The following is a 25,489-nucleotide window of genomic DNA, read 5'->3' as shown; positions in this document are numbered from 1 at the left end:
CAAGCAATCACGACATCCTCTGTCGGGTATTCGGTAGGGTTTTCCACATGCGCGCCGACCGGTTGGTTTCGCTGGTGCTGCTGCTGCGTCAGCGCGGCAGGCTGACCGCGACCGAGCTGGCCGAGGAACTCGAAGTGTCCACCCGCACCGTGCTCCGCGATATCGAGGCGCTGTCCACGGCGGGCGTCCCGGTCTACGCCGAGCGCGGCAGGCACGGCGGTTTCGCGCTGCTGCCCGGGTTCCGGACCGAGCTCACCGGACTCACCCACGACGAGGCGCTGGCCCTGCTGATCGCCGGATCCCGGCGCGGCGCACAGGCATTCGGGCTCGGCACGGCCCTCGCCGGGGCGATGCTCAAGGTGGTCGACGCGCTGCCGCCGACCTATCGGGATACCGCCGCCGACGTGGCCGAACGACTGCTCATCGAACCGGAGACCGATCTGCTGTCGCGGCGCCGGGTCACCGAGGAGGTGCCGGGCGCGATTCTGGCGGAGATCCGGCGAGCGGTCTTCGCCGGCACCAAGCTGCGCATCCGGTACGCGGCGCTCGACGAGGAGCCGCGGTGGCGCACGGTCGACCCGATCGGCGTGGTGATCGTCCGTGACCAGGGCTATCTGCTCGCCACCCGGTCCGGCGCGGACCGCACCTACCGGCTGTCGCGGGTGTCGGCCGCCGAGGAACTGCCCGAGCCGGCGCGGCGACCGGACCGGGTCGACCTGGACCGGGCCTGGCGCGACCGCGCCACCCGCTTCCGCGCCGGCGGCGACCAGCTCGCCGTGCTGGTCCGGGTCGATCCGGCCCGCCGCGACGACCTGGTCGCCACCGCGGTGGCCGTCCACGCGGAACACACCGACCCCGACGGCCTGCTCCGCATGGACGTGACCTTCCAGGACGCTCGCCACGCCGAATGGGCCCTCTGGCAACTCGGCCCCGACGCCGAAGCCCTCACCCCGGCCGCACTGCGCACCGCCCTGCACACCCGAGCCACCACCCTGGCCACCAGGTACCGCGGGCCCTGACGCTACTTTCCGCGGAGGCCGAAGGGGTTGCCGTCGGGGTCGGTGAGGACGCAGATGCGCAGGCCGGGGGCCACCTCGCGGGGGGCGGCGTGTTCGGCGGCGCCCGCGGACAGCAGGGCCGTGCGGGTGGCGTCGAGGTCGGCGACGTCGGTGTAGGCGACGGGGCCCGCGGCGGAGTCGCCCTGCGGGTTGAGGCTGATCTCGAAGCCGTCGACGTTGTAGCCGACGTAGTAGGGCTGGTCGGTGTGGGGTGTGCCGTAGAGGGCGGTGTAGATCTTCTTGGCCGAATCCAGGTCGGAAACGGGGATCACGACGGCACCGATGGTGGGACTCATCTTGACTTCCTTCCGGAGGAGAGCGGACTTCGCCAGCCTAACCACCGGAAACGCCGAACGCGGGCAGCCGAGGGCCGCCCGCGTCCGGTGTCTCGCTAGCGGCCGACCGCGTCGACCAGCGCGCTGAGCGCCTGTTCCCAGCGTCGCGCGAAGCGTGCGGCCTCGGCCTCGGTGAACAGGGCCGTGCTCCAGCGGAAGTTGGTCGTCAGCGCCGGGCCGTCGGGCGTGGTGCCGATACCGGCGATGACGTCGACCGCGTAGCGCAGCGGCAGGTCGGGTTCCGGGTCCAGCGGCAGCGCGTCGTCGTGCGCGCCGACCAGCAGCGACCAGGGCTTACCCTCGGTGCCGGACAGGTCGACGCGGCCCAGGTAGTTGAACTCCACCTGGGGTTCGGCGGCGGCCCGCAGTTCGGCGACGCGGTCCACATAGCGGAGCAGACCGTAGTCCAGACCCTGGTTGGGGATCTCGCGCAGGTGCGTCGCCACGCTGTCGAGCAGGAGCCCCACGGCATCCGGATCCGCTTGCGCCCGAGAGACATCCACCGCCTGCGTTCCCACGCCGAGACGGACCGGGAACACACTGGTGAACCAGCCGAGGGTGTTGGCGGTGTCGGTGCCGAGTTCGGCGTCGGCGCGGCCGTGTCCCTCCAGCGCGATCAGCGCGCCCGCGGCGGGGTCGTTGCCGTTGTCCGCGTGGATCGAGGCCATGGTGACGGTGAGGGCGGTGAGCAGCAGTTCGCGCACGCCCTCGTCCTTGCCCGCCCGGGCCAGCAGCCGCTCGGTCAGCGCGACCGGGGTCGCGACCGAGCTGACCCGCAAGGTCGACCAGGTGTCGGTGGCCGGTGCGGGCAACCGCGCGCCGAGCGGAGCGTCCGGCGCGCTGACCTGCGCGGCCCAATAGTCGCGCTGGGCCAGCACTTCCGGTTCGGTGGCGCGCTGCCACATGGCCTCGGACCACTGCCGGTAGGAGGTGAACTCGGGCAGCATCTTGGGCGCCACCCCGGACTGGATCTGTTCCCAGGCGGCGGCGAGTCCGTCGATCATGATGTGCCAGGACACGACGTCGACGGCCAGGTGGTGGATCGACAGCAGCAGCGCGTCTTCCGCACCGGCGAACCACACCGCGCGCACCATCTCCCCCGCGCGCGGATCGATGGCGTCGTTGGCGAGGCGCGCGTATTCGGTGATGGCCGAATGGAGTTCGGCACCGGTGAGGTCGCGCGGCGCCTCCAGGACGACATCGGCCGCCCGCACGGCACCGGGCGCCCGGGTCACCAGGCGCGGCCCGTCCGGCGTGTCGGTGAGGGTCGCGCGCAGGGTGTCGTGCGCGTCCAGCAGGGCCTGGAGCGTGGCCTCGAGACCGGCTCGGTCGATGCCGGCTGGCAGGCGCAGCAGGGCGCTCTGGGTGAAGCGGCGATAGTTGCCGTACTCGTACATCCACGACACCACCGGCAGCGGCGGCACCACTCCGTAGGCCTCGGCACCGGCCGCGGCGGCGACCGCGGGACCGTCGTCGACGGCGGCGGCCAGCTCGCGAATCGTGGGGCAGGCCAGCACCATTCGCGGGTTCAGCGCGATGCCGCGGCGCCTGGCCTTGTTGACCAGCGAGATCGCGACGATGCTGTCCACGCCGAGCTCGTAGAAGTCGGCGTCCACACCGGGGGCGCGGCCGTCGAACAGCTCGGCGAACACCTCGCTCAGCGCGATCTCGGTGGGGGTCTCGGCGGCGGCGTTGCTCTCGGCGGCCGAGAGGGCCTGGGTGGCCAGTTCGGCCAGCGCGTGGCCGTCGAGCTTGCCGTTGACGTTCACCGGCAGCCGCTCGAGCACGATGATTCGCGCGGGAATCATGTACGCGGGCAGGCGCTGGGCCAGATCGGCGCGCACCCGGCTCACCACCACGGCACGGTCGGCCTTGCCGACGACGAACCCGACCAGCGACGCGCCACCGGCGCGGCGCACCACGGTGACCGCGGCGGTGTCGATGTCGGCGGAGCGGCGCAGCGCGGTCTCGATCTCGCCCACCTCGATGCGGTAGCCACGCACCTTGACCTGCGCGTCGGCGCGGCCGAGGTAGCCGAAGCGGCCGCCGGGCAGCCTGCGCACCAGGTCACCGGTGCGGTACATGCGCTGACCGGGCCGTTGCGGGTCGGCGCAGAACCGGTCGGCGGTGACGGCGGGTTTACCCAGGTAGCCACGGGCCAGCTGCGCACCGGACAGGTAGAGCTCGCCGACGATGCCGGGCGGCACCGGCCGCAGCCGCGAATCCAGGACATAGCCGACCATGCCACCGTTGGCGGTGCCGATGGTCGGGATCTGTGAGGTTGCGACGGGCGCGACCACGGCTTCGACGGTGGTCTCGGTGGGGCCGTAGCAGTTGTACACAGCCGTCCCCGGCAGGGCGCGCAGCCGCGCCCACAGGGCGGTGTCGATGGCCTCGCCACCCAGCGCCAGCACCGGCAGTTCCCGGTCGAGCAGGCCCGCCGCGGCCAGCTGGGCCAGCATGGACGGGGTGGTGTCGATCATGTCGATGCCGAATTCGGCCATGCCCGCGACGATCCGGTGCGCGTCGCGCATCTCCTCGGCGTCGAACAGGTGCAGCGCCTGGCCTGCGAAGAAGCCGACCATCGGCTGCCAGGACGCGTCGAACCCGAGCGACCAGGCGTGCGCGATCCGCAGCGGCCGGCCGAGTTTCGCCATGGCGGGGCGGTAGAAGCGCTCGTCGTGATCGGCGAAATAGGCGGCCAGGGCGGCATTCGTGCCGACGACACCCTTGGGCTCGCCGGTGGAGCCGGAGGTGAAGATGATGTAGGCGCTGTGGTCCGGTTCGCGGCGGACCTCGGGAGCCTGCGCGGCGCGCGCGGCGACGCGTGCGACGACGGCGGGGTCGTCGACGAACAGGGCCGCTTGCTGGATGCCTTCGCCGTCGAGCAGCGCGCGGTCCTGGGTTCGGAGAACCGCGAGCACCGGGTTCGACTGGCGCAGAATGGATTCGATGCGGCTCGCGGGCAGGGTGATGTCCACCGGCACGTACGCGGCGCCCGCGGCGAAGGTGGCCAGGATGGCGACGATCGACGCGGTGCCGCGCGGGAGCATCAGCGCGACAACGGTTTCCGGACCGACACCGTCGGCCGCGAACTCCCCCGCCAGTCGGCAGGCCTGATCGTGCAGTTCGCGGTAGGTGAAGACCTCGCCCGCGGTGGTGGTGAGCGCCACCGCGTCCGGGGTCGCCGCGGTCTGTCGCGCGAACAGCTCCCACGGGGTCGCTGTCGGGGCGGGAGCGAGATCGGTTGCCGCCGAAAGCAGTTCGGCGTGCTCGTCGGCGGTGAGCAGGTCGATGGCGTCGGGAGTCGCCTCGGCGTCCAGCTGCGGGAGCGCGCGCAGGACCGTGACCAGGCGTGCGCCCAGATCGGCGGGATCGAGGTGGCCGAGCAGGGCCGGGATCGCCTCGACGAGGACCAGGAGGTCGCCGTCGCTCAGGTGCGAGACCACCGTGAGCGGGTAGTGGGCGAGGCTCTCCATCTCGATCGGCCGGAACCGGGCGCCGTCGGGGGCGGTGACGGTCTGGATGGCGTCGTCGATGGGGGCGTTCTCGAAGACGAACAGGGTGTCGAACAGGGCGCCGTGCCCGGCCGCGCGCTGCAGGGTCGACAGGCTGAGGTAGCCGATGTCGCGCATGGCGGCCGAATCCCGTTGCAGGCGTGCGCACTGCGCGACCACCGGTTCGGCGGGGTCGAGGCGGTGCACCACCGGGACGGTGTTGATGAACAGGCCGACCATGCCCTCCACGCCGGTCAGCTTCTCCGGGCGGCCGGAGATGGTGGTGCCGTAGACGACATCGCGGCGGTCGGTGATCCGGCCGAGCAGCAGGGTCCAGGCGAACTGCACGGCGGTGTTGAGCGTCATGCCGTTGGCGCGCGCCCACTGCTGGAGCCGGTCGGTCTCGGTGGCCGACAGGCGCAGGCGGGTGGTCTCGGGCACCGTGGCACCGGTGGCGGCCGCGCCGTCGGCCAGTACCAGCGGCGCGCTGACCTGTCCCAGGTACTCGGCCCACCGGCGGGCGGCGGCGTCGTGGTCCTGGGCGCCGAGCCAGCCGATGTAGTCGCGGTAGGGGCGCGGGGCGGGCAGGCCGTCGAGGCGGCCACCCGTCCGGTAGACGGCGAGCAGTTCGGTGAAGAACACCGCGACCGCCCAGCCGTCCATCAGGATGTGGTGCGCGGTGAGGATCATCCGCCTGCGCGGCTCCGGCGCGTCGGTGACGTTCAGCAGCAGCACCCGCAGCGCCGGGCCACGGCTGAGCGCGAACGGCACCCGGCGCTCGGATTCGGCGATCGCGTCGAATTCCGTAGTGCGCGCGTCCCGCTCGGTCCACGGCAGCTCGGCCCGGGACGGAATGATCTGCACCGGCTTGGGCACATCGGTGTCCCAGAACGCGGCGCGCAGGTTCGGATGCCGGTCCAGCATCGCCTGGGCGCTGCGCCGCAGCAGGCCGGCGTCGAGCGGTCCGTCGATGTCGACCACGAATTGCATGGTGTAGAGGTCGATCTCGGTCCCCGCCAGCCGCGACAGGGAGAACAAGCCTTCCTGCAACGGGCTCAGCGCGAGCACGTCCTCGATCTGCGGCGCGCTCATGCCTGTGCGTTCCAGGCCGCGGTCAGGGCCGACAGGGCGTCGGATTCCAGACCGGAGGCGCTCATCGGCGCGTGCGAGACCTGCTCGGGCTCCTCGGCCGGAGCGGGTCCGGCCGCGGCGGCCGCGTCGACGGCGGCGGCCAGTTCGGTGATCGTCGCGCACTCGAACACCAGCTGCGGGGTCATCGGCAGGCCGAGCGCGTCGGCGCGGGCCGACCACTGGATGGAGATGACACTGTCGCCGCCGAGGGCGAAGAAGTTGTCCTCGCCGGTGACCTCGTCGATCTCGAGCAGTTCCTCGATCAGCGTGATCAGCGTGCGCTCGGTGTCCGAACCGGCCACGCCCGCACCCGCTCCGGCGGCCACGGCGACCGGCTCCGGCGCGGCGAGCAGCCGCTCCAGGTCGGCATGCGGGAGCACCGTCAGTTCGGCGACCGGCAGGTCCGGCGTCTCGGCGAAGGCGCGCAGGGTGGCGGCGAGCGCGTCGGCGATCAGCGCGGCGGTGGCCGGATCGTAGAGATCGGCGTTGACCACCACACGCACGTCCATGCCGCCGTCGGCGGTCACGTTCAGGCTCAGGTTCAGGTCCAGGAACGAGACGTCGAAGTCGGCGGGCACCACGGTGACCGTCGAGGCCCCGGAGGACGCGAACGGCAGGGTGGCCGGTGCCCAGTCGGCGCCGCGGAAGTGGATCATGCTCTGGAACAGCGGGTTCCGTGAACGCGAGCGACGCGGGTTGAGCGCCTCGACCAGCCGCTCGATCGGCAGCTCCTGGTGCGCGTTGGCGTCGAGGACCACATCGCGGGCCCGGTTCACCGTGTCGCGCAGGGTCGGCGCGCCCGACAGGTCGTTGCGGAGCACGACCATGTTGGCGAACAGGCCGATCAGGTTGGTGGTCGCCGCGTCGGCGCGGGCGGCCACCGGCGTGCCGAGGGTGATGTCGGTGCCGCCGCCGAGGGTGTGCAGCAGAGTCGCGACCGCGGCCTGGCAGACCATGAATTCGGTGGCGCCGCTGCGCATCGCCAGCGCTTCCAGGCCGGAGCGCACGCTCGCGGGCAGCGCGAAGGTGACCACCTCGCCGCGCTTGCCGAGCACCGGCGGACGCGGCCGGTCGTGGGCGACCGAGATCTCCTCGGGCACCCCGGCCAGGGTGGTGCGCCAGTAGTCGAGCTGCGCCTGCGCGAATTCGTTCGCCGCCGCGTTGTCGAACAGCTCGCGCTGCCACAGGGCGTAGTCGGCGAACTGGATCGGCAGCGGGGTCCACGACGGCGCGCCGCCCTGCTCGCTGCGGGCCCGGTACGCGGTGGTCAGGTCGTCGAGCAGCACGCCGAAGGAGGCGTGGTCGGCGACGATGTGGTGCACCAGCAGCGACAGCACGTGCGTGTCGGCGTCCAGGACCAGCAGCTCGGCGCGGATCAGCGGCTCGCCGTCGAGGGTGAAGGCGTAGCCGGCGAGGGCGGCGAGCTCGGCGGACAGGTCGGCGGCCGCGATCTCCCGGATCGGCAGCGGCACCGCGGTGGCGGGGTGCACCACCTGGTAGGGCACGCCGTCGTGCTCGGGGAAGGTGGTGCGCAGCGACTCGTGCCTGGCCACCACGTCGTCGAGAGCCGAACGCAGCGCGGCGATGTCGAGCGCGCCGTCGAACCGCAGGGTCAGCGGCAGGTTGCCGACGGTGCCCGCGCCCTCCATGCGGTACTGGAACCACATGGCCAGCTGCGAGTACGACAGCGGGATCCGCTCGCCGCGGTCCCGGCCGCCGATGGCGGGACGGCCCGGATTCGCCGGGGCGACAGCGGGTTCGGCGACCTCGGTCGAGGCCGTGTCGTCGAAGTCGGCGTCGACCGCGTCGAGGTCGATGTCGAACTCGGCCAGGAAGCGGGCCACCAGGTTCGCGGCCAGCGCGGCGGGCGTGGGGCTGTCGAAGACGACGCGCACGTCCAGCTCCACACCGAACTCGGCGCGCACCTGGGCGACCAGGCGGGCGGCGAGCAGCGAGTGGCCGCCGAGCTCGAAGAACGAGTCCTCGGCGCCCACCTCGTCGAGGTTGAACAGGGTGCCGAACAGGGCGCACATCTTGCGCTCGGTGGCCGTGGCCGGGGCGCGGTGGGTGCGCACGACCGCGGGCGTGGCCGCAGGCAGGGCGCGCTTGTCGAGCTTGCCGTTGACGGTCAGCGGGATCTCGGGGATCACCGCGAAGGCGCTGGGCACCATGTATTCCGGCAGCGCGGCGGCGGCGAAGGCGTGCACCGCTTCCAGGTCGACCGCGTCCGCGGCGGGCACCACGTAGGCGGCGAGCAGGGCGCCGATGGCCGGGTCCTCGGTCACCACCACGACGCAGTGCGCGACGGCGGGGTGCGCGGCGATCGCGGACTCGACCTCGCCGAGCTCGATCCGGAAGCCACGCACCTTCACCTGCTCGTCGGCCCGGCCGACGAACTCCAGCTCACCGAAGGTGTTGCGGCGCACCAGGTCACCGGAGCGGTAGAGCCGCGCGCCGGGGGTGAACGGGTCGGCGACGAACCGCTGCGCGCTGAGCGCGGGCCGGTCCAGGTAGCCGCGGGCCAGCTGGTCACCACCCAGGTACAGCTCGCCGACGACGCCGTCGGGCACCAGGTGCAGCGCCTCGTCCAGGACGTAGGTGTAGACGTTGCGGTTCGGGATGCCGATGGGCACCACGCCGGTGCCCTGCGGACCCGCGACCGGCATGTGGGTGGAGCACACGACGGCCTCGGTGGGGCCGTAGTGGTTGCGCAGCTCCGCGTCGAGAGTGTTGGCGAAGCGATCGGCCACCTCGCCCGGCAGCGCCTCGCCGCCGACGGGCACCTGGCGCAGCGACCGCCATTCGCTCACCTCGGGCAGCAGCAGGAAGGTGCTCAGCATGGACGGCACCATGTGCAGCACGGTCACCTGGCGCCGGGTGATCAGGTCGGCCACGTAGCGGATGTCGCGGAAGGCGTTGGGCTTGGGCACGATCAGCTGCGCGCCGACCGTCAGCGTGATGGCGATGTCGACCAGCGAGGCGTCGAAGCTCACCGACGACGACTGCATCAGCCGGTCCCGCGCGGTCATGCTCCAGTCGGCGGTGAAGCACACGATGTGCTCGGCGATCGCCGCGTGCGGCACCGGGACGCCCTTGGGCTTGCCGGTGGAGCCGGAGGTGTAGATGACGTAGGCGAGGTTGGCGGGCAGCAGCGGACGCAGCCGGTCGGCGTCGGTCGGCGCCACCTCCGGCAGCTCGGCCGCCGCCGACTCCGCGGCCGCGAATTCGACGGCGCCGAGCAGCAATCGGGGCCTGGCGTCGGCGACCAGGTAGTCGATCCGGTCGTCCGGGTAGGCCGGGTCGATCGGCAGGTAGGCGCCACCGGCCTTCAGCACGGCGAGCACGGCGACGATGAACTCCACCGAGGTGCCAAGGCGCAGGCCGACGATGTCCTCGGTGCCGATGCCCTGCGCGATCAGCCAGTGCGCCAGCCGGTTCGCGCGCGCGTGCAGCGCGGCGTAGCTGAGTTCGATGTCGTCGGAGGCCAGCGCGGGCGCGTCCGGGCTCGCGCCCGCGGCGGCCTCGAACAGCGCGGTCAGGGTGGTCGCGGGCTGGTCGGCGAGGACGCCGTGCGAGCGCTCGAGCAGCGCGGCGCGGTCGTCGGCGCCGAGCATGTCCAGGTCGGCGAGCCTGCGGCGCGGGTCGGCCAGGGCGGCGTCGAGCAGCCTGCCGTAGTGCGCGAGCAGCTGGTCGACGAGGGCCTCGGTGAGCACGTCGGTCTGGTATTCGGCCTCGACCACGGCGGTGCCGTCGTCCTCGAGCACGATCGCCAGCGCCAGCGGCACCTGCGCGCTCACCGCGCCCAGTTCGAGCTGCCGGGAGGTGACGCCGTCGATGGCGAACCCGTCGGCGCTCTTGCGGACGCTGAAGCCGAGGCGGACCAGCTGGTCCATGCCGTCACGACCGGCGACGCGGTCCGGGTTGGCCTCGCGCACGACCCGGTCGATCCCCACGCCGCGGCGGGCGAAGCCGTTCGCGCAGGTGTCGCACACGGCGGCGACGAGACCGGCGAAATCGTCGCCGGTGCCGAAGGTGGCGCGCAGCAGCAGGGTGTTGCCGAAGTAGCCGATGAGCTCCTCGGTGCCCGCCGGACGATCGGTCACGGGGATGGAGACCAGGAAGTCGTCGGCGGCGGTGTAGCGGTGCATGAGCGCGTCGAAACCGGCCAGCAGCACCATGAACGGGGTCGCGGCCTGCTCGCGCGCGAACTGCTCGGTGCGGGTGACCAGCTCGGCGGGCAGCCGGTGGGTGCGGCGCTGGGCCTGGCGGCCGGGGGCCGCGGCGGCGGAGCCGGGCAGCTCCAGCGGCTCGGGCAGCGGGCGCAGGGTGTCGCGCCAGTAGGCCACGTCGGCCTCGGCGGGCTCGGCGGTGGGCGCGAGCGCGGCGAACTGCACGGTGCCCGCGGCGCCGGAGCCCGCGCGGTAGGCGGCGTTGAGCTCGGCGAAGAACACCGCCCACGAGTCGTCGTCCCAGCAGATGTGGTGGACGGCGAACAGGATGACGTGCTCGTCGGCGCCGGTGCGGATCAGCGTGACGCGCACCGGCAGCTCGGTGGCCAGGTCGAACGGGCGGCCGAACTCACGCCGGGCCAGCACCTCCACCCGCAGGTCGCGGCCGGATTCGGCGAGGTCGGTCAGGTCGTGGGTCTGCCACGGCGCCCGCGCGTCGTCGGTGAACACCTGGAACGGCTCGCCTTCGGCGTCGGCGCCGTAGGTGGTGCGCAGGATGTCGTGCCGGGCCACCACGGTGTCGAAGGCGGCGCGCAGGCGCTCGCCGTCGAGCGGGCCGGTGAGCCGGTAGGCGACACAGATGGTGAGGGCGGTGTCGTCGGCGTCGCGGGTCTGCAGGAACCACATGCGGCGCTGACCGGGCGTCAGCGGACGCCGCTCCCCCGCCGCGATGCGCGGCACGGCGACGGGTTCCGGGGTGGCGGCGGCCATGCCGCTGTCCCGCAGCTTCTGCTGGAGCAGCAGCTTGCGGCGTTCCGCGACGGACAGGGTGGCTTCGGTGTCAGACATGTTCTTTCGGCCCCTCAGCCCTGGTTGGTGTTCTGTGCCATGAGCAGCACGACGTCGTCGAGCGACGCGCCGCCGAGAATCGCCGCGACCGGCAGGTCCTGGTCCAGCTCCGCTTTGACCCGCTTGCGGAAGTCCAAGGCCTGCAACGAGTCCAGGCCGAGCGCGACCAACGGCATGGTGGCGTCGATGGATTCGGCGCTGTCGCCGCCGATCACCTTGAGCAGCTCGGTGCGCATGCGCAGGTCCAGCGGGACCCCCGCGGCAGGCGCGGCGCTCGGCGCCGCCGGGACGGCGTCGGGCGCGGGTTGCGGGCTCGCGATCTCGGCGGGTGAGCTCACCTGCCGCGCCGGGACATTCGATTCGAGGCCGGTGAGCAGGCTGGCCTGGCCGAACGCGCCGAGCACGTCGCGCAGGAAGTCCCAGTCGGAAGCGATGATCACGCCGTCGCGGACCGGCTCCACGAGTCCGGCCGCGATGGCGTCGGCGGGCACCATCGGGTACACGCCCGCCTCCTCGACCCGGGCGAACCCGGCGTCGTCGAGCGGACCGGCCACGCTCCACAGGCCCCATTGCAGACTGCTCGCGGCGATGCCGCGTGCGCGCAGCCGGCGCGCGGCGCCGTCGAGCATGCGGTTGGTCACCGCGTAGAGGATCTGGCCGCGCCCGCCCAGGGTCGCCGCCATGGACGAGCAGAGCAGCACGCGCGCGTCGCCGGTCAGCGGGACGGAGTCGACGAGGTTGTCCAGGCCGTGCAGCTTGGCGCTCGCGGCGGTGCGCACGGCGTCCTCGGTGATCTGACCGAGTTCGGCGTCGACGTAGTTGACGGCGGCATGGATCACCAGGTCGACCGGGCGGTCGGCGATCTCGGCGCCGAAGGCGGCCGCCGCGGCGGCATCGCTCACGTCACAGGCGCGCACCACGATCTCGGTGTCGCCGAGACCACGCAGACGGCTGAGCTCGCCTGCCAGCGCGGGAGTTTCGCCGCTGCGGCTGAGCAGGGTGACCCGGCCCGCGCCGACCCGTGCCAGATGATCGGTGAACCGCAGCCCCAGCTGACCGGTGCCGCCGATGATCACCACGTGGTCGAGCCCGGCGCCGAGCGAGCCGCTGTCGGTGACGGTGTCGGCGACCAGGCGCTTGACGAACACCTTGCCCGAGCGCAGCGCCAGCTCGGCCTCACCGCTGGAGTGCAGGGCGCCGACGATCTTGGCGGCCTGCCCGGAGACCGGTTCGGTCGCGGCGAGGTCGAGGTGCCGGAACAGGATGCCGGGATGCTCGATGCCGACGCTGCGGAAGCCGGCGGTGACGCCCGACTGGAACAGCGCGGGCAGCGGATCGCCGTCGCGGACGGTCTCGCCGCCCACGGTGAGCAGCCAGCATTCGCCGCCGGGACGCAGCGCGGACAGCGCGGTGGCCCAGGGGCGGTCGGCGTAGAAGGCGGTGAGCGCGTCGATCGCGGCGGCGGTGTCGTCGTCGGTGGTCGGCGGCACCAGCACCACGACCGTGTCGGCGGGCGAACCGTCCCCGAGGGTGAACGCGGCGTCGGCGGCCAGGTCGGCCGGGCCGAAGACGCGCGCGCCCGCGCCGTGCCGGTCGGCGGCCGCGAGCAGCGCGGTGGCCAGGTCGACGCAGGCGCCGGTGTGGTCGACGATGAGCAGGTTGCGCGGGGCGGTGAGGGTGCGGCGCTGCACCGGCGTCCACTGTTCCACCAGCCGTTGTGGTTTCGGCGTCTCGACGACCAGCTCGGCCGGTGTGACGTTGGCGCCCAGCGGCGCCCACAGGCGCTTGGACGCGGTGACCGTGTGCGGGAAGTCGCGCAGCGGCAGCGACACCGCGTCGTCCACACGCAGCGCGTCCCAGCGGTAGGTGCTGTCGAGCACCGCGACCTGGGCGAGGTTGCGGGTGAACTCCGACAGGCCGTCGGCGGTGCGCAGGGAGGTGCCCAGCACGCGGAAGTCGCGCGGGGGCAGGCCGGGACGGTTCGGGACCAGGCTCAGGTTCTCCTGCAGCGCCAGCTGCAGCACCGGATGCTCGGCAACCTCGATCAGCAGGTCCACGCCGTCGCTGCCCGCGCTGACCACGGCGCGGTCGAAGCGCACCCGGTTGCGCAGGTTCCAGTACCAGTACTGCTCCTGCAGCAGGTCGGGAGTGATCGGCTCGCCGAGCGTGGCGCCGTAGCAGGGGATCTCGGTGGCGGCGAAGTTCGGCGAGCTCATCTCGTCACCGAGGAAGCCCTCGAATTCGGACCGGACCTCGGCGACGATCGAAGTGTGCGCCGGGAAGGCCACCCGGATCTCCCTGGCGAACTGGCCACGCGCGGTGGCCGCCTCCACCATCTCCACGACCGCGCCGCGTTCACCGGAGATGGCGATGATGTGCGGCGAGTTCACGACCGCCAGCTCGGCCCAGCTGGAGTTGCGGGCCATCAGCGCTTCCACGCTCTCGCGGTCCATGCCGAAGACGGCCATCGAGTAGCCGCGCGGGGACAGCCGGTCGGCGAGCAGCGCGCGGTGGGTCACCGCGAGCACCGAGTCGCGCAGCGTCATCACGCCGGAAACCGCGCCCGCGGCGAGTTCGCCCTGGCTGTGGCCGACGGTCGCGTCGGGGTCGACGCCCGCGGCCCGCCACAGCGCGGCCAGGCCGGTCATGTGGAACATCAGGGCGGGCTGCACTTCCCACACCGTGTCCTCGTACTGCCCCTCGTGACCGAGCAGGTAGTGCAGCGGCTGGGCGTGGCCGAAGCGTTCGGCGTGGATGGCGGCGCACTCGTCGACGACGGCGCGGTAGGCGTCGGACAGCTCGTAGAACACCGCGCCCATGCCGGGACGCTGGCTGCCCTGACCGGGGAACACGAAGCCCACCTTGCGGGCGCTCGCCGCGGTGTCGGCCCGCACGACCAGCTCGTGCGGCTGGTCGGCGGCGATCGCGTCGAGGGCGGCGAGCAGCTCGGCCGGGTCGGCGGCCGACGGCGTCGCCAGGATCAGGGCCCGGCGGCGGCGCGCGACGCGGGTGCGGAACAGCATGTCCGCCAGGCGTTCCGCGGTGACGCCGGGATGGGCGCGCAGGTAGTCGCCCACGGCGACGGCCTCGGCGCGCAGGCCGTCGACGCTGTCGGAGGACAGCAGGACGGGAACGCGGCCGTCGGGCAGACGGTACTCAGCCATGGTTGGTCTCCTCCAGCACCGGCAGGCCGACGATGGCGTGCGCGTTGGTTCCCGCGACGCCGAACGAGGACACCGCGCCGTAGCGCATGCCGTCCGCGTCGGGCGCCCAGTCGGTGAGCGCGGCGGCGAGCCGCAGACTGGTGGCGTCCCAGTCGATGTCGGTGGTCGGGGCGTCGGCCCACAGGCTCGGCGCGATGGCGCCGTGCGCACCGCACAGCAGCACCTTGATGAGCCCGAGCATGCCCGAGGCTGCCTGGGCGTGGCCCGCGTTGGACTTCACCGAGCCCAGCAGGGGGCCTTCCGCGCGCTCCGGGTCGCCGTAGGTGGCGGCCAGCGCGGTCAGTTCGAGCGGGTCGCCGACGGCGGTGCCGGTCCCGTGGCCCTCGATCAAGCCGATGTCGTGCGCGCTGATGCCCGCCGCGGCCACGGTGGCCTCGATGAGCCGCTGCTGCGCGGCCGCGCTGGGCACCGCGATCGGCGCGCCCGCGCCGTTGTGGTTGACCCGCGAACCGAGCAGCTGCCCGTAGATCCGGTGGCCGAGCGCCTCGGCACGCGATTGCCGTTCCAGCACGATCACGCCCGCGCCCTCGCCCCACAGGGTCCCGGTCGGGTCGGCGGCGTAGGAGCGGCAGTGCCCGTCGGTGGCGATGGCGTTGTTCTTGGAGAACTCGTAGAACGCGCCGGGCGAACCCATCACGCACACCCCGCCTGCCAGCGCCCAGTCGCATTCGCCCGCCCGGATGGCCGAGGCGGCCTGGTGCACGGCGGTCAGCGAGGACGCGCACGCGGTGTCGACGCTGATCGATGGACCGACCAGGCCGAGCCCGTGCGAGATGCGTCCGGCGACGGCGCCGAGCGCGGTGCCGGTGGCCCGGTAGCCGCTGTACTCGTTGACCTCGCCGACGCGCGGCCCGTACTCGGCGGCGGACACGCCCATCCAGACACCCGCCGAAACACCCTCGAGCGCACCGGGATTGATGCCCGCGTGCTCGAGCGCGCGCCAGGCCACCCGCATCGCGACCCGCTGCTGCGGGTCCATCGCGACCGCCTCACGCGGGGTGATGCCGAAGAACTGGGCGTCGAATTCGGTGGCGCCGTCGAGGAACCCGCCCGCGTCGCGGACCGGGGCCCAGCCGTCGAGCCTGCCGAGGGCGAACAGCTCGTCGAGCGGCCACTCGCGATCCCGGGGGAACGGGCCGATCAGTTCGCGGCCCTCGGCCAGCGCCGCCCAGTACGCGGGCAGGGTGTCGACGCCGCCGGGCGCCTCGACGCCCATGCCGACGATGACGATCGGGTCGGACTCGGGGCTCATCGGCTGATCGCCTGACCGGCCAGCGCCTCGGCGACGGCGTCCAGGTTCTCGTCGAGATAGAAGTGCCCGCCCTCGAACAGGTTCACCTCGATTCCACCGCTGGTGTTGGTCTCCCAGGCGTAGAGGTCGCGCGGGCCGACGAACGGGTCGTCGTCGCCGCCGAGCACCAGCAGAGGCGCGGCGACCTGCACGTCGGTGCCGCAGGAGTAGGCGTCGAAGGCCCGGTAGTCGGCCTTGAGGACGGGCAGGGCCATCCGCATCACGTCACGGCTGCCCATCACGTCGGCGCCGGTGCCGTTGAGCGTGGCCATGTGGTCGAGCAATTCCTCGTCCTCGGTGGGATGGCCGGGCAGGTCGGCGATCCGATGCGGCGCGGCCGCGGCGGAGGTCACCAGCAAACGCACGGACAACCCGGCGGCCTCGGCCAGCCGGACGAATTCGAAGGCGACCAGCGAACCCATGCTGTGCCCGAAGACGGTGACCGGCGCGCCGGTGTCGTGGGCGGAGGCGCGAAAGGCCTCGAAGGCACCGGCGGCGAGCTCGGGCAGGGTCTCGGCGGCGGCCTCGCGCGCGCGATCCTGGCGACCCGGGTACTGCACGATGACTGTGTCGAAATCCTGGCTCATACGCTTGGCGAACACCCGGTAGGCCGAGGCGCCCGCGCCCGCGTGCGGGAAGACGATCAGCGGCGGTAGGGAATCGGTCCGGGGAGCCTGGAATTGCCGGATCCAGCCGAGTTCTCTTGCCATGTCGTTCTCCCTCACCGGCGCCGCGTCGCCACGTCGCCGTTTTCACACTGTCCAACCGTGCTCCAGGCACGGGTCCGCCCGGCACGGTCGTCCGGGACCGGGGCGAATCCTGTTGCCTCCGATGCCGACCCGGTTCGGGCACTCTCCGGCAACCACCGGGCGATCGGTTGGGCAACAGTAACACCCGGGCATTAGTATAGGCTAGCCTTACCAACTGAGTTGACCAAGGTGATGATCGAACGGAGCACCCAGCTGATGACCCGCGCCGGGACCCCCTACGTGCTGCCCCGCGAGCAGACCGACCTGCCCGCCGACGTGGCCGCAGCGCCGGCGCCCGCGCTGCCGGTGTTCGAGGCACCGTTCTCGATGCGCGTAGCCGACCCGGACGGCACCGACCCCGAGCTGCTGGCCGAGTGGATGGCCCGCCCGCACCTGCTCGAGTCCTGGGAACAGGACTACGACGCCGACCGCCGCCGCGCCGACATCCGGGCCCAGCTGGCCGGAACCTATTCGCGCCCACACATTCTCAGCCTCGACTTCGCCGTCCTCGGCGAGCCCGAGCTGGGCGTGCGCGACATCGCCTACATCGAGCTGTACCGCGCCGCCAAGGACGAGATCGGCCGCCTCTACGACGCCCGCCCCGGCGACATCGGCTTCCACATCGCCACCGCCGACACCCGGGTGATCGGCAAGGGCATCATGTCCGCCTGGATCGCAGGCATGGCCACCGCGATCTTCGCCGCGAATCCCGAATGCCGCCGCGTGGTCGGCGACCCGGACCACCGCAACCAGGCCATCTGCCGCAGCTTCGACAAGATCGGCTGGCACCGCGTCGGCGAATTCGACGTCCGCCCCACCCGCCGCATCGCCCTCTACGCGACCCCGCGCACCCCGGCCGACCTCCCGGTCGCCCGCGACTGACTCCCACCGGGCCCCGCACGCCCCGACCCCGAGGAGGGGCAGGCCGCGCAGCGGCCGTCGCGGCCGTCCCGCCGGTCAGGCGCCGTTGCGTACGCGACGAAGGAGCAAGCAACGGTGCCTGACCGGCGGGACCCAAGGGGCCGCGACCTCGAGCGCGCCAGCGCTCCGAAAACTCAGCGAGCGGCGAGCGCCGCGCCGGCGCGAGCCCTGGCCGGCTCGGTGCGCAGCACGCGGTCCGAGAGTTCGCCCAGGCAGGACAGATTCGGGAAGCCGGGGCCCTGCGCCATGGCCGCCATGTTCGGCAGGTACAGCTTGCCCGCCAGGCCGGTGACGGCCAGGTCGTAGCCGATCGAGGACTCGATCCGCTGCTGGGTGAGCGGGCCGCCCACCGCGAGTTCGAGCAGGTCGGCGGTCTGCTGGTCGAACAGGTCGACGAACCACAGCGGCTGTCCGCCGGTGGCGTCGACGACCAGATCGAAGTTGTGCACCTGGTCGGCACGCAGCTCGTTGCTGAGGGTCAGCGCCAGCGCCTCGCCCTGCGCCGCAATCTTGGTGACCCGGCCCTGCAGGTGGTGGACCCGGTTGTCGCCGAGCAGGCTCTCCTGCACGCGCACCGAGAACACCCCGCGGTCGGTGCGGCGGATCACGTCGCGGCGCTCCTGGATGCTGAGCGCGTTCCACTTCACCGGATCACTGAACAGCGAGTTCTCGAAGAAGCTCTCGCCGCGGGTGTAGAGGGTGGCCATCGGCGAGATCACCGAGATGGTCAGCATCTCGTGCCGGACCAGCTCGTCCAGCGCCGAACCCGCGGTCTCGCCGCCGCCGATCACCGCGGCGCGGGAGGCGGCGGGCAGGCTGCGCTTGCCTGCCAGATCCCAGAACTCGGCGATGCTGAGCACGCGCGGGTCCTCGGCCAGCGCGCGGCTGCTGCGGCCGGGGCCGGTGATCATCAGTCCGTCGGCGGTGAGCTCGGAGCGGTTGCCGTCGGCGTCGACGACCTCGACCTGCCACTGCTCACCGGTGCCACCGTGGCCGATGCTCGTGACCCGGCCGAGAACCAGGTCGAGATCGATCGACTTGGCCACCCACTGCAGGTATTTGGCCCACACGTGGTGCTGCGGGCTCGGCCTGCCGCGGTCGATCCATTCGGAGTAGGTGCCGTGTTCGATGAGGAACGCGGTCCAGCTGAAGGCCGACATCGCCTGGTCGATCTCGCGGTTGTGGCCGCGCGCCCAGGTGGAGCGGTACGGGAAGCCGATGTCCTTCTCGGGGCTGGTGCCGAGGCGGTGCTGTCCGTCGGTCCAGCCGCCGCTGGGCAGCCAGTTGCCGCCGACCGCGTGCGACTCCACGACGACCACGCGCGGCGCGGGCAGGCCGAGAGTGCGCAGGACGTGCGATTTCGCTGCCACCGCAAGGGCTTTCGGCCCCGCGCCGACTACCAGGAGGGTTTCCACCGGTTCGTTCTCCGCTCTCTCACGCATATCGCGCCGGGATCGTCCACAGGGCGAATCCCCGGACACGAACCCCATATTTGCATAGGCTTACCTTATCTGACCAACGCGCCCCCCGAACGCCTATGCAGACAAACAAGTGACCTTAGGCTAACCTAACGGCATGGGTAAGGGATTGAACGGCCTCATCACCAAGGCCTGGGGTGGCGCCGACTACAAGCTGACGGTGACGTCCTCCGAGCAGATCACCGACAAGTTCATCCGGATCGGCGTCGACCTGGGCGGCCTGCTCGCCGACCACCCCGTGCACCCCACCCAGTGGATCCGCCTGTGGATCCCCGACGCCGAGAGCGACAAGCTGCACCACCGCGGCTACACCCTCGTCGACCCCGACCCCGAGACCGGCACCGCCTACATCGACTTCGCGCTGCACAACGGCCCGGCCGCCAACTGGGCCGCCCGCGCCAAGGCAGGCGACCCGCTCGAGGCGACGGTCCTCGGCTCGGACTTCCAGCTCCCCGAGCAGACCCCCGGCGAGTACGTCGTCTTCGGTGACACCGCCTCGCTGCCCGCCATCAACTCGCTGCTCGACGCCATCGGTGACACCCCGGCGCGGGTCTGGCTGGAGTGGCAGTACGAGTCCGACCAGACCATCCCGGTGCGCAACAAGCCGCACCACCAGCTCACCTGGCTGCAGCGGGTCGACGACGGCAGGCTGATGCGCGAGGCCGCGCAGGAGATGAGCTGCGCGGGCGACGCCTTCGCGTGGGTCGCGTGCTGCGGCCAGACCACCCGCTCGATCGTGAAGACGCTCAAGGGTCAGCACGCGCTGCCCAAGACCGCGATCAAGTCGCAGGCCTACTGGAAGTGAGACCCGCGGTCATCCTCCGGGGTGACCACGGATCGGCCTCGGTGCCGATGCGCGCGTAGCCGCCACCGCGGCAAGCTGATCGAGCCGGTCGGTGATCCGCGCACCGACCCCGAGCGAAACGAGCGCGCGTGTCCGTCCTCGACGCCGTCCTGCTGGTGGCCACCGTGGCGCTGGCGATCACCTTGGTCGCCGCGCCCCGGATCGGCAGGCGGGCCGCACCCTTCGCCCTGCCGGTCCTCGTCATCTACGCCCTGCTGCTGGCGATCGTCGAGGACTACTACTGGCACTGGCTGCCCGCCTACCTGCTGATCGCGGTGATGTTCGCGTTCGTGATGACCGCGGGTGCGGGCAAGCGCGTGCTGTTCCGCTCCGGGATCGGGGTTCTCGCCGCGCTGTCGCTGCTGCCGTGGGCGCTGCCGCCGGTGCCCGAGCTGCCCGAACCCACCGGGCCCTACGCGGTCGGCTCGGAGATCTTCCGCTGGGTCGACGAGTCGCGGCCCGAGCCGGTGACCGCGGCCGATGACCGGCGCAATGTCGTCGCGCAGGCCTGGTATCCGGCCGAGCAGGTCTCCGGCAGGCAGTACGTCTACCTCGACGGCGACGGCAGGCTGCCCGATCGGGTGTCGATGATTCCCGGCTTCGTCCTGTCGAACTACAGCCACATCGACACCAACGCGGCGGCCGACGTCGATGTCGCGCCGGAGCGGGAACGCTGGCCGGTGGTGCTGTTCTCCCCCGGCTACGGCGCGCCGCGCGCCTTCTACACCGGACTCGCCACCGACCTGGCCAGTCGCGGTTTCGTCGTCCTCGCCGTCGACCATCCCTACGAATCGGGCGTCACCGAACTGGCCGACGGCACCGTCGCCACCACGGTCGAGAACATCGCCGCCGACGATCCCGACCAGCTCCGGTACATGACCGAACGCCTCGACACCCGCACGGCCGACCTGCGTTTCGTGCTGGACCAGCTGGGCCGACCGGACACGCTCGGCCCGCTGGCGGGCCGCGTCGACCTCGCCCAGGTCACCGCGATCGGCCACTCCCTCGGCGGCGCCGCCGCGCTGTCGGCGCTGTCCACCGATCCGCGCCTGACCGCCGCCGCCAATATCGACGGCACGCTCTACGGCGACCTGACCGAACGCTCGCTGGACCGCCCGGTACTGCTGCTGGAGAGCGACCACGACGTGACCGGCCACTCCGCGCGCTACACCGACGGCAACAACGCCGTCCTGCACCGGTTGCGGGCCCCCGGCTTCCGCTACGAGATCACCGACGCCGACCACTACGGCTTCGCCGACGTGCACCAATTCCTCGCCGCACCGGTCCGTGTCGTGGCCCGCAATCTGTTCGCCGGATCGCGCGACGCGGTGGACACCCAGCGCACCGCCAACGACATCCTGGTGCCGTTCCTACGCGGCGAGCACGCCGCGATCGCGGCAGCGGCGGCCGCGCACCCCGGCGTCGAGGGCGGACCGGTGGCGGGCCGGTAGCGGTCGCGGCCGAGTTCGGCCAAGGTGGAGACCAGGACGCCGTCCGGCACCCGACCCCGCGAGGAGCACACCGTGACCGTTCCCGACGAGAGCACTCCCTTCGGCGCCCAGGTGGCCCGCCGCCTGGCCGACGAGCACGTCATCTGGCTCACCACCCTCGGCGCCGACGGCACCCCGCAACCCAACCCGGTGTGGTTCCTGTGGCAGGACTCGACGTTCCTGATCTACACCATGCCCGCGGCGAAGCGGCTGGCCCACCTCGCCCGCAATCCCCGGGTGGCGCTGAACTTCAACAGCACCGACACCGGCGGCGAGGTCGCCGTGTTCACCGGGACCGCGCGGGTCGGCGAGCCGGTGAGCGCGGAGACGGTGGCCGACTACGTGCGCAAATACACGCAGGGCTTCGTCGACATCAAGATGACCGAGGACGAGTTCTTCCAGACGTACTCGACCCCGATCCACATCACACCGGATCGCCTGCGCGGCTTCTGAACACACGAAAAGGGGCCGTCGCACGCGCGACGGCCCCTTTTCGGTCCGGATCAGGCGGAGACGGACTCCAGTCGCCAGCCGGTGGCGCGTTCGCGCTCGTTCCAGAAGGCGGCGTAGCGCCCGTCCAGCGCCAGCAGTTCCGCGTGGGTGCCGCGTTCGGCGATCCGCCCGTTGTCCAGGAACAGGATCTGGTCGGCGTGCGCGATGGTCGAGAGCCGGTGCGCGACGACGAGAACCGTCTTGTCCCTGGTCAATTCGTGGATGCCGCGCACCACCACGGCCTCGCTGTGCGGGTCGAGCGCGCTGGTCGCCTCGTCGAGCAGCACGATCGGCGCGTCCTTGAGCAGGGCGCGGGCGATCGAAACCCGCTGGCGCTCACCGCCGGACAACGAGGTGCCGCCCTCGCCGACCATGGTGTCGATGCCGTCGGGCAGGCGCTCGACGATCTCGTCGACCCTGGCCGCGACCGCCGCGCGGTCGAGCTCGGCGTCGGTGGCGCCGGGCTTGCCGATGCGGATGTTGTCGGCCACCGAACGGTTGAACAGGTAGACGTTCTGGAAGACCAGCGACAGCTGATCGAGCAGGGTCTCCGACGGCTGTTCGCGCACATCGTGTTCGCCGACCGACACCGCGCCGGACTCCACGTCGTAGAAGCGGGCGGCCAGGCGCAGCAGCGTGGTCTTGCCCGCACCGCTGGGTCCGACGATCGCGGTGGTCGTGCCCGCGGGCACGGTGAACGACAGGTTCGACAACACCGGCTCGCCGGGGCGGTAGCCGAAGCTCACGTCGTCGAAGACGACCGCGGGCGCGCCGGGGGTCACCGGCTCGGTGGGCGCCGGCAGGGTGGGCTCGGCCAGCAGATCGGTGATCCGGTCGGCGGCGGCCGCGGCCGAGCGCAGCGCGGCGCCCAGCTGCGCGGCCTGGTTGACCGGTTCGATGAAGCGCGAGCTCACCGCGATCAGCGCGATCGCCGCGGCGGCCGAGATCGAGCCGTCGGTCACCTGCACCACCGCGATGTAGGCCAGCACCAGGAACACCGCCTGCACGAAGAGCGCGAAGACGATCAGTCCCGGCACCGTCGCGACCATCATCTTGCGCACCGCCGAGCGCTGCCCGACCAGCGCCGCGTCCAGCGCCTTGTTGCCCGCGCCGACCGCGCCGAAGGCCCGCAGCACCGGCTGCGCCTGCGCGAATTCCACGACCCGCGAATCGGCCTCGGCCGCCGCGGCGTGCAGGCGCGCGTCGGCGCCCGTGTAGGCCCGGTTGGCCAGGTTGTTCACCAGGTAGAGCACCGGCGCGGCCAGCAGCATGGCCACGCCGATCCGCCAGTCGACGACCAGCATGCCGAGCGCGACGACCAGCGGCACGATGATGCCGGTGAGCACCTTGGTGAGCAGGTAGGCGATCAGGCCCTGCATCTCGCGGACCTGCTCGACCATCACCCGCGACAGCGGACCGGCGTCGCGGCCCTCGAACCAGCCCAGCGGCAGCGCGTTGAGCTGATCGCCCAGGCGGGTCTGCAGCCCGCGCTGCATCCCGAGCCCGATCCGCAGCCCGATCACGGCCTGCAGATAGCCGAAGACGATCACGCCCGCCACGGCGGCGGCCATGCCGAGGGCCCACAGCCAGGCCTGGTCCAGATCGTCGCCGAACAGCGCCTCCAGCACCGGCACCAGCAGCAGATACGCGACGGCCTGGCACAGCGCCTGGATCACGATGGCCGCGAGCAGGCGCGGGATGAGCGGGGCGAACTCGTCGGGGACGAGCCGGAAAACCTTGCGGATCATCGTGTTTCCTCCACCAGCGCGAGCGTGCCGAGCGCGGCCTCGTTGATCTCCCAGAGCCGCTGATACAACCCGCCCGCGGCGTGCAGTTCGGCGTGTGTGCCCTGTTCGACGAGGGTGCCGTTCTCCAGCACCAGGATCCGGTCGACGCCGGTGATGGTGTGCAGGCGATGCGCGATCACCAGCACCGTGCGGTTGGCGACCAGCGCGGCCAGCGCGTCCTGGACCGCGGCCTCGGATTCGGGGTCGGCGAAGGCGGTGGCCTCGTCGAGCACCAGCACCGGGGTGTCGGCCAGCAGGGCGCGGGCGATCGAGAGCCGTTGCGCCTCACCGCCGGACAGGGTGGCGTCGACGCCGATCTCGGAGTCGTAGCCGCGCGGCAGCGCCGTGATCCGGTCGTGGATCTGGGCGGCCCGGCTGGCCCGCTCGATGGCGGCGTCGTCGGCGTCGGGGCGCGCGATCAGCAGGTTCTCCCGGATCGAGCCGCGGATCAGGCGCACGTCCTGGAACACGAATCCGACGGTGCGGTACAGCTCTTCGCTGCTGAATTCGCGGATGTCGCGGCCGTCGATGGTGATCCGGCCCGCGCCCACGTCGTAGAACCGGGGCAGCAGCTTGGCCAGCGTCGATTTGCCCGAGCCGCTCGGGCCGACCAGCGCGGTGATGGTGCCCGGCGTCAGCTCGAGGTCGATGCCGCGCAGCACGTCGTGACCACTGCGGTAGGCGAATTCGACACCCTCGAAGCGGACGACACCGTCCGGACCGCCCGCCGCCGTGGTCGACGCGACGATCTCCAGCTCCGGCGTCCGCTGCAGCTCGTGCAGGCGCTGCGCCGCGGCCGCACCGGCGCGCAGGGCCTGCGAACCGTAGCCGAGGCCGAGCAGCGAACTGCCGATACCCAGCCCGACCAGCAGGAACGGCAGCAGGTCGAGGGGGTCCACCCAGCCGAGGCCGACGAAGCCGAGCCCGCCGACGATCACGATCAGCATGACGAAGACCGGCATCACCACGATGTCGGAGGCCGACTGCACGCGGATGATCGGCATCTTCATCCGGTGCGCCGCCTGCACCTGGCCGTCGACCGCCGCCTGGAACTCGGTGTGCGCCTTGCCCGCCTGACCGAACGCGCGCACCACCTGGATGCCGTCGACGAATTCGATGGTGGCCTCGGCGGTGCGCCGCTCCCAGCGGGTGTAGACCGCGAGCCGGTCGCGGCCGTCGCGGTCCATGATCTTGCCGAACAGGAAGAAGTAGGCGATCAGCGGGATCAGCAGCACCAGGGTGAGCCGCCAGTCCACGGTGAACAGGTAACCGAGGGTGACCAGCGGCACCACCAGCGCGCCGACGAACTCCAGCCGGGCGTGCGCGACCAGGTAGTGCAGCGCTTCGACGTCGTCGCGCAGATACGTCTTGACCTCGCCGGAGCTGCGTTCACCGAACCAGCCGAGCGGGACCCGGGTGAGCTTGTCGGCCAGTGCCCGGCGCAGGGTCAGCTGGTAGCCGGCGTCGACGGCGTGCGACCAGGTGAGCGCGACAGCCTGCAGCAGCGCGCGCACCACCAGCACGACGACGGCCGCGCCGAACAACCACCACACCCGGTCGGTGTCGACCGGGGACTCCAGCAGTTCCCGGCAGGCCTGCACGATCAGCAGGAACGGGACCACGGTGCAGATCGAGGCGAGGGCGACGAGCAGGCTCGCCACCGTGAGCATCCCCGACACCGGCGCGAGAATCTCCTTGCGCGCCTGCGCCTCCTGTTGTTTCTGCGCTTTCGCGGCCGCCCTGGGCAGCCGGTTCCCCGACTCCGCCCCCGGCGGCGGCGCTACCTGCACCGTCATACCTTCTCGCCCTCTCGACCTGTCCACGGCAGTGTGCCAAGGGTAGGTTAGCCTAAGTTGAGCGGTTGTGGCCGACCGGGGAAGCTTGTGTGAACTGCCAGTCAACCCCCTCGGCAATTCGACATACCGGGCGTAATTTCCTCCCTACCTCCGAATCCCTTTTCGCGGCGGGAGAGCGAATATGTTTGTCACGTCAATAATTTCGGCGACCACGGACTGCTACACCGACCCCGGAAACCTGACACCCGAACAGGCGCATCGGGCCATGCAGATTCACCTCGAATGCAGCGTCGATCTGTGCCGGGTACGGCGACGGGCCCGGCACACCCTGGTCGAAGCGAAATTGATGGTCCTCGACCAGCGCGCCGGTTAGCGATT

The 25,489-nt window shown here is 71.8% G+C and carries 14 protein-coding genes; 5 read left to right on the top strand and 9 right to left on the bottom strand.

Annotated features, from left to right (window positions below; all coding sequences use genetic code 11):
* The first annotated feature begins 47 nt into the window (after positions 1-47).
* A complete protein-coding gene (locus tag EL493_RS07800) occupies positions 48-1,019 on the top strand; it encodes a helix-turn-helix transcriptional regulator (RefSeq protein WP_019045048.1) in 972 nt (323 codons plus the stop codon).
* Positions 1,020-1,021: 2 nt separating this feature from the next.
* Here EL493_RS07800 and EL493_RS07795 read toward each other — a convergent pair whose 3' ends face one another.
* The 6 genes from EL493_RS07795 to EL493_RS07770 all read right to left on the bottom strand — a co-directional run bounded on the left by EL493_RS07795 (position 1,022) and on the right by EL493_RS07770 (position 16,264).
* Positions 1,022-1,354, bottom strand: a complete 333-nt coding sequence (locus EL493_RS07795) for a VOC family protein (protein ID WP_019045047.1) — start codon at positions 1,352-1,354, stop codon at positions 1,022-1,024.
* A gap of 95 nt (positions 1,355-1,449) precedes the next feature.
* Positions 1,450-5,982 (bottom strand): non-ribosomal peptide synthetase, encoded by a 4,533-nt coding sequence (locus EL493_RS07790; protein WP_019045046.1) that lies wholly within the window; start codon positions 5,980-5,982, stop codon positions 1,450-1,452.
* Positions 5,979-11,039, bottom strand: coding sequence for a non-ribosomal peptide synthetase (locus EL493_RS07785; protein WP_019045045.1), 5,061 nt, complete (start codon positions 11,037-11,039; stop codon positions 5,979-5,981). The genes EL493_RS07790 and EL493_RS07785 overlap by 4 nt, the downstream gene beginning before the upstream one ends.
* A 14-nt stretch (positions 11,040-11,053) precedes the next feature.
* Positions 11,054-14,203, bottom strand: a complete 3,150-nt coding sequence (nbtC, locus tag EL493_RS07780; protein ID WP_019045044.1) for a nocobactin polyketide synthase NbtC — start codon at positions 14,201-14,203, stop codon at positions 11,054-11,056.
* On the bottom strand, positions 14,196-15,515 hold the full coding sequence (locus tag EL493_RS07775; RefSeq protein ID WP_019045043.1) for a beta-ketoacyl [acyl carrier protein] synthase domain-containing protein: 1,320 nt from the start codon (positions 15,513-15,515) through the stop codon (positions 14,196-14,198). The genes nbtC and EL493_RS07775 overlap by 8 nt, the downstream gene beginning before the upstream one ends.
* A complete protein-coding gene (locus EL493_RS07770; RefSeq protein ID WP_019045042.1) occupies positions 15,512-16,264 on the bottom strand; it encodes a thioesterase II family protein in 753 nt (250 codons plus the stop codon). The genes EL493_RS07775 and EL493_RS07770 overlap by 4 nt, the downstream gene beginning before the upstream one ends.
* Positions 16,265-16,495: 231 nt before the next feature.
* Here EL493_RS07770 and EL493_RS07765 point away from each other — a divergent pair, with 231 nt between their 5' ends.
* Complete coding sequence (locus EL493_RS07765; RefSeq protein ID WP_198040794.1) at positions 16,496-17,185, top strand: GNAT family N-acetyltransferase; 690 nt, start codon at positions 16,496-16,498, stop codon at positions 17,183-17,185.
* Positions 17,186-17,358: 173 nt separating this feature from the next.
* Here EL493_RS07765 and EL493_RS07760 read toward each other — a convergent pair whose 3' ends face one another.
* Complete coding sequence (locus tag EL493_RS07760) at positions 17,359-18,639, bottom strand: SidA/IucD/PvdA family monooxygenase (protein WP_030200479.1); 1,281 nt, start codon at positions 18,637-18,639, stop codon at positions 17,359-17,361.
* A 160-nt stretch (positions 18,640-18,799) separates the two neighbouring features.
* Between EL493_RS07760 and EL493_RS07755 the strand changes: the two genes are divergently transcribed.
* The 3 genes from EL493_RS07755 to EL493_RS07745 all read left to right on the top strand — a co-directional run bounded on the left by EL493_RS07755 (position 18,800) and on the right by EL493_RS07745 (position 21,489).
* Positions 18,800-19,507, top strand: coding sequence for a siderophore-interacting protein (locus tag EL493_RS07755; RefSeq protein ID WP_022565768.1), 708 nt, complete (start codon positions 18,800-18,802; stop codon positions 19,505-19,507).
* 128 nt (positions 19,508-19,635) lie between these two features.
* Positions 19,636-20,997, top strand: coding sequence for an alpha/beta hydrolase family protein (locus EL493_RS07750; protein ID WP_019045038.1), 1,362 nt, complete (start codon positions 19,636-19,638; stop codon positions 20,995-20,997).
* A gap of 72 nt (positions 20,998-21,069) precedes the next feature.
* Entirely contained in the window at positions 21,070-21,489 is a 420-nt protein-coding gene (locus tag EL493_RS07745) for a TIGR03667 family PPOX class F420-dependent oxidoreductase (RefSeq protein WP_022565769.1), read from the top strand.
* Between the two features lie 50 nt (positions 21,490-21,539).
* Here EL493_RS07745 and EL493_RS07740 read toward each other — a convergent pair whose 3' ends face one another.
* Both EL493_RS07740 and EL493_RS07735 read right to left on the bottom strand, forming a co-directional pair.
* Entirely contained in the window at positions 21,540-23,276 is a 1,737-nt protein-coding gene (locus EL493_RS07740; RefSeq protein WP_019045036.1) for an ABC transporter ATP-binding protein, read from the bottom strand.
* Entirely contained in the window at positions 23,273-25,111 is a 1,839-nt protein-coding gene (locus EL493_RS07735) for an ABC transporter ATP-binding protein (protein WP_019045035.1), read from the bottom strand. The genes EL493_RS07740 and EL493_RS07735 overlap by 4 nt, the downstream gene beginning before the upstream one ends.
* Positions 25,112-25,489: the final 378 nt, after the last annotated feature.

Source organism: Nocardia asteroides (assembly GCF_900637185.1).
GTDB lineage: Bacteria > Actinomycetota > Actinomycetes > Mycobacteriales > Mycobacteriaceae > Nocardia > Nocardia asteroides.
This window is presented reverse-complemented; position numbering and strand designations above follow the sequence as displayed.

Coding starts and splice junctions, on each gene's coding strand:
- EL493_RS07800 (WP_019045048.1), top strand. CDS start 48: ATGCGCGCCGACCGGTTGGTTTCGCTGGTGCTGCTGCTGCGTCAGCGC.
- EL493_RS07795 (WP_019045047.1), bottom strand. CDS start 1,354: ATGAGTCCCACCATCGGTGCCGTCGTGATCCCCGTTTCCGACCTGGAT.
- EL493_RS07790 (WP_019045046.1), bottom strand. CDS start 5,982: ATGAGCGCGCCGCAGATCGAGGACGTGCTCGCGCTGAGCCCGTTGCAG.
- EL493_RS07785 (WP_019045045.1), bottom strand. CDS start 11,039: ATGTCTGACACCGAAGCCACCCTGTCCGTCGCGGAACGCCGCAAGCTG.
- nbtC (WP_019045044.1), bottom strand. CDS start 14,203: ATGGCTGAGTACCGTCTGCCCGACGGCCGCGTTCCCGTCCTGCTGTCC.
- EL493_RS07775 (WP_019045043.1), bottom strand. CDS start 15,515: ATGAGCCCCGAGTCCGACCCGATCGTCATCGTCGGCATGGGCGTCGAG.
- EL493_RS07770 (WP_019045042.1), bottom strand. CDS start 16,264: ATGGCAAGAGAACTCGGCTGGATCCGGCAATTCCAGGCTCCCCGGACC.
- EL493_RS07765 (WP_198040794.1), top strand. CDS start 16,496: ATGATCGAACGGAGCACCCAGCTGATGACCCGCGCCGGGACCCCCTAC.
- EL493_RS07755 (WP_022565768.1), top strand. CDS start 18,800: ATGGGTAAGGGATTGAACGGCCTCATCACCAAGGCCTGGGGTGGCGCC.
- EL493_RS07740 (WP_019045036.1), bottom strand. CDS start 23,276: ATGATCCGCAAGGTTTTCCGGCTCGTCCCCGACGAGTTCGCCCCGCTC.
- EL493_RS07735 (WP_019045035.1), bottom strand. CDS start 25,111: ATGACGGTGCAGGTAGCGCCGCCGCCGGGGGCGGAGTCGGGGAACCGG.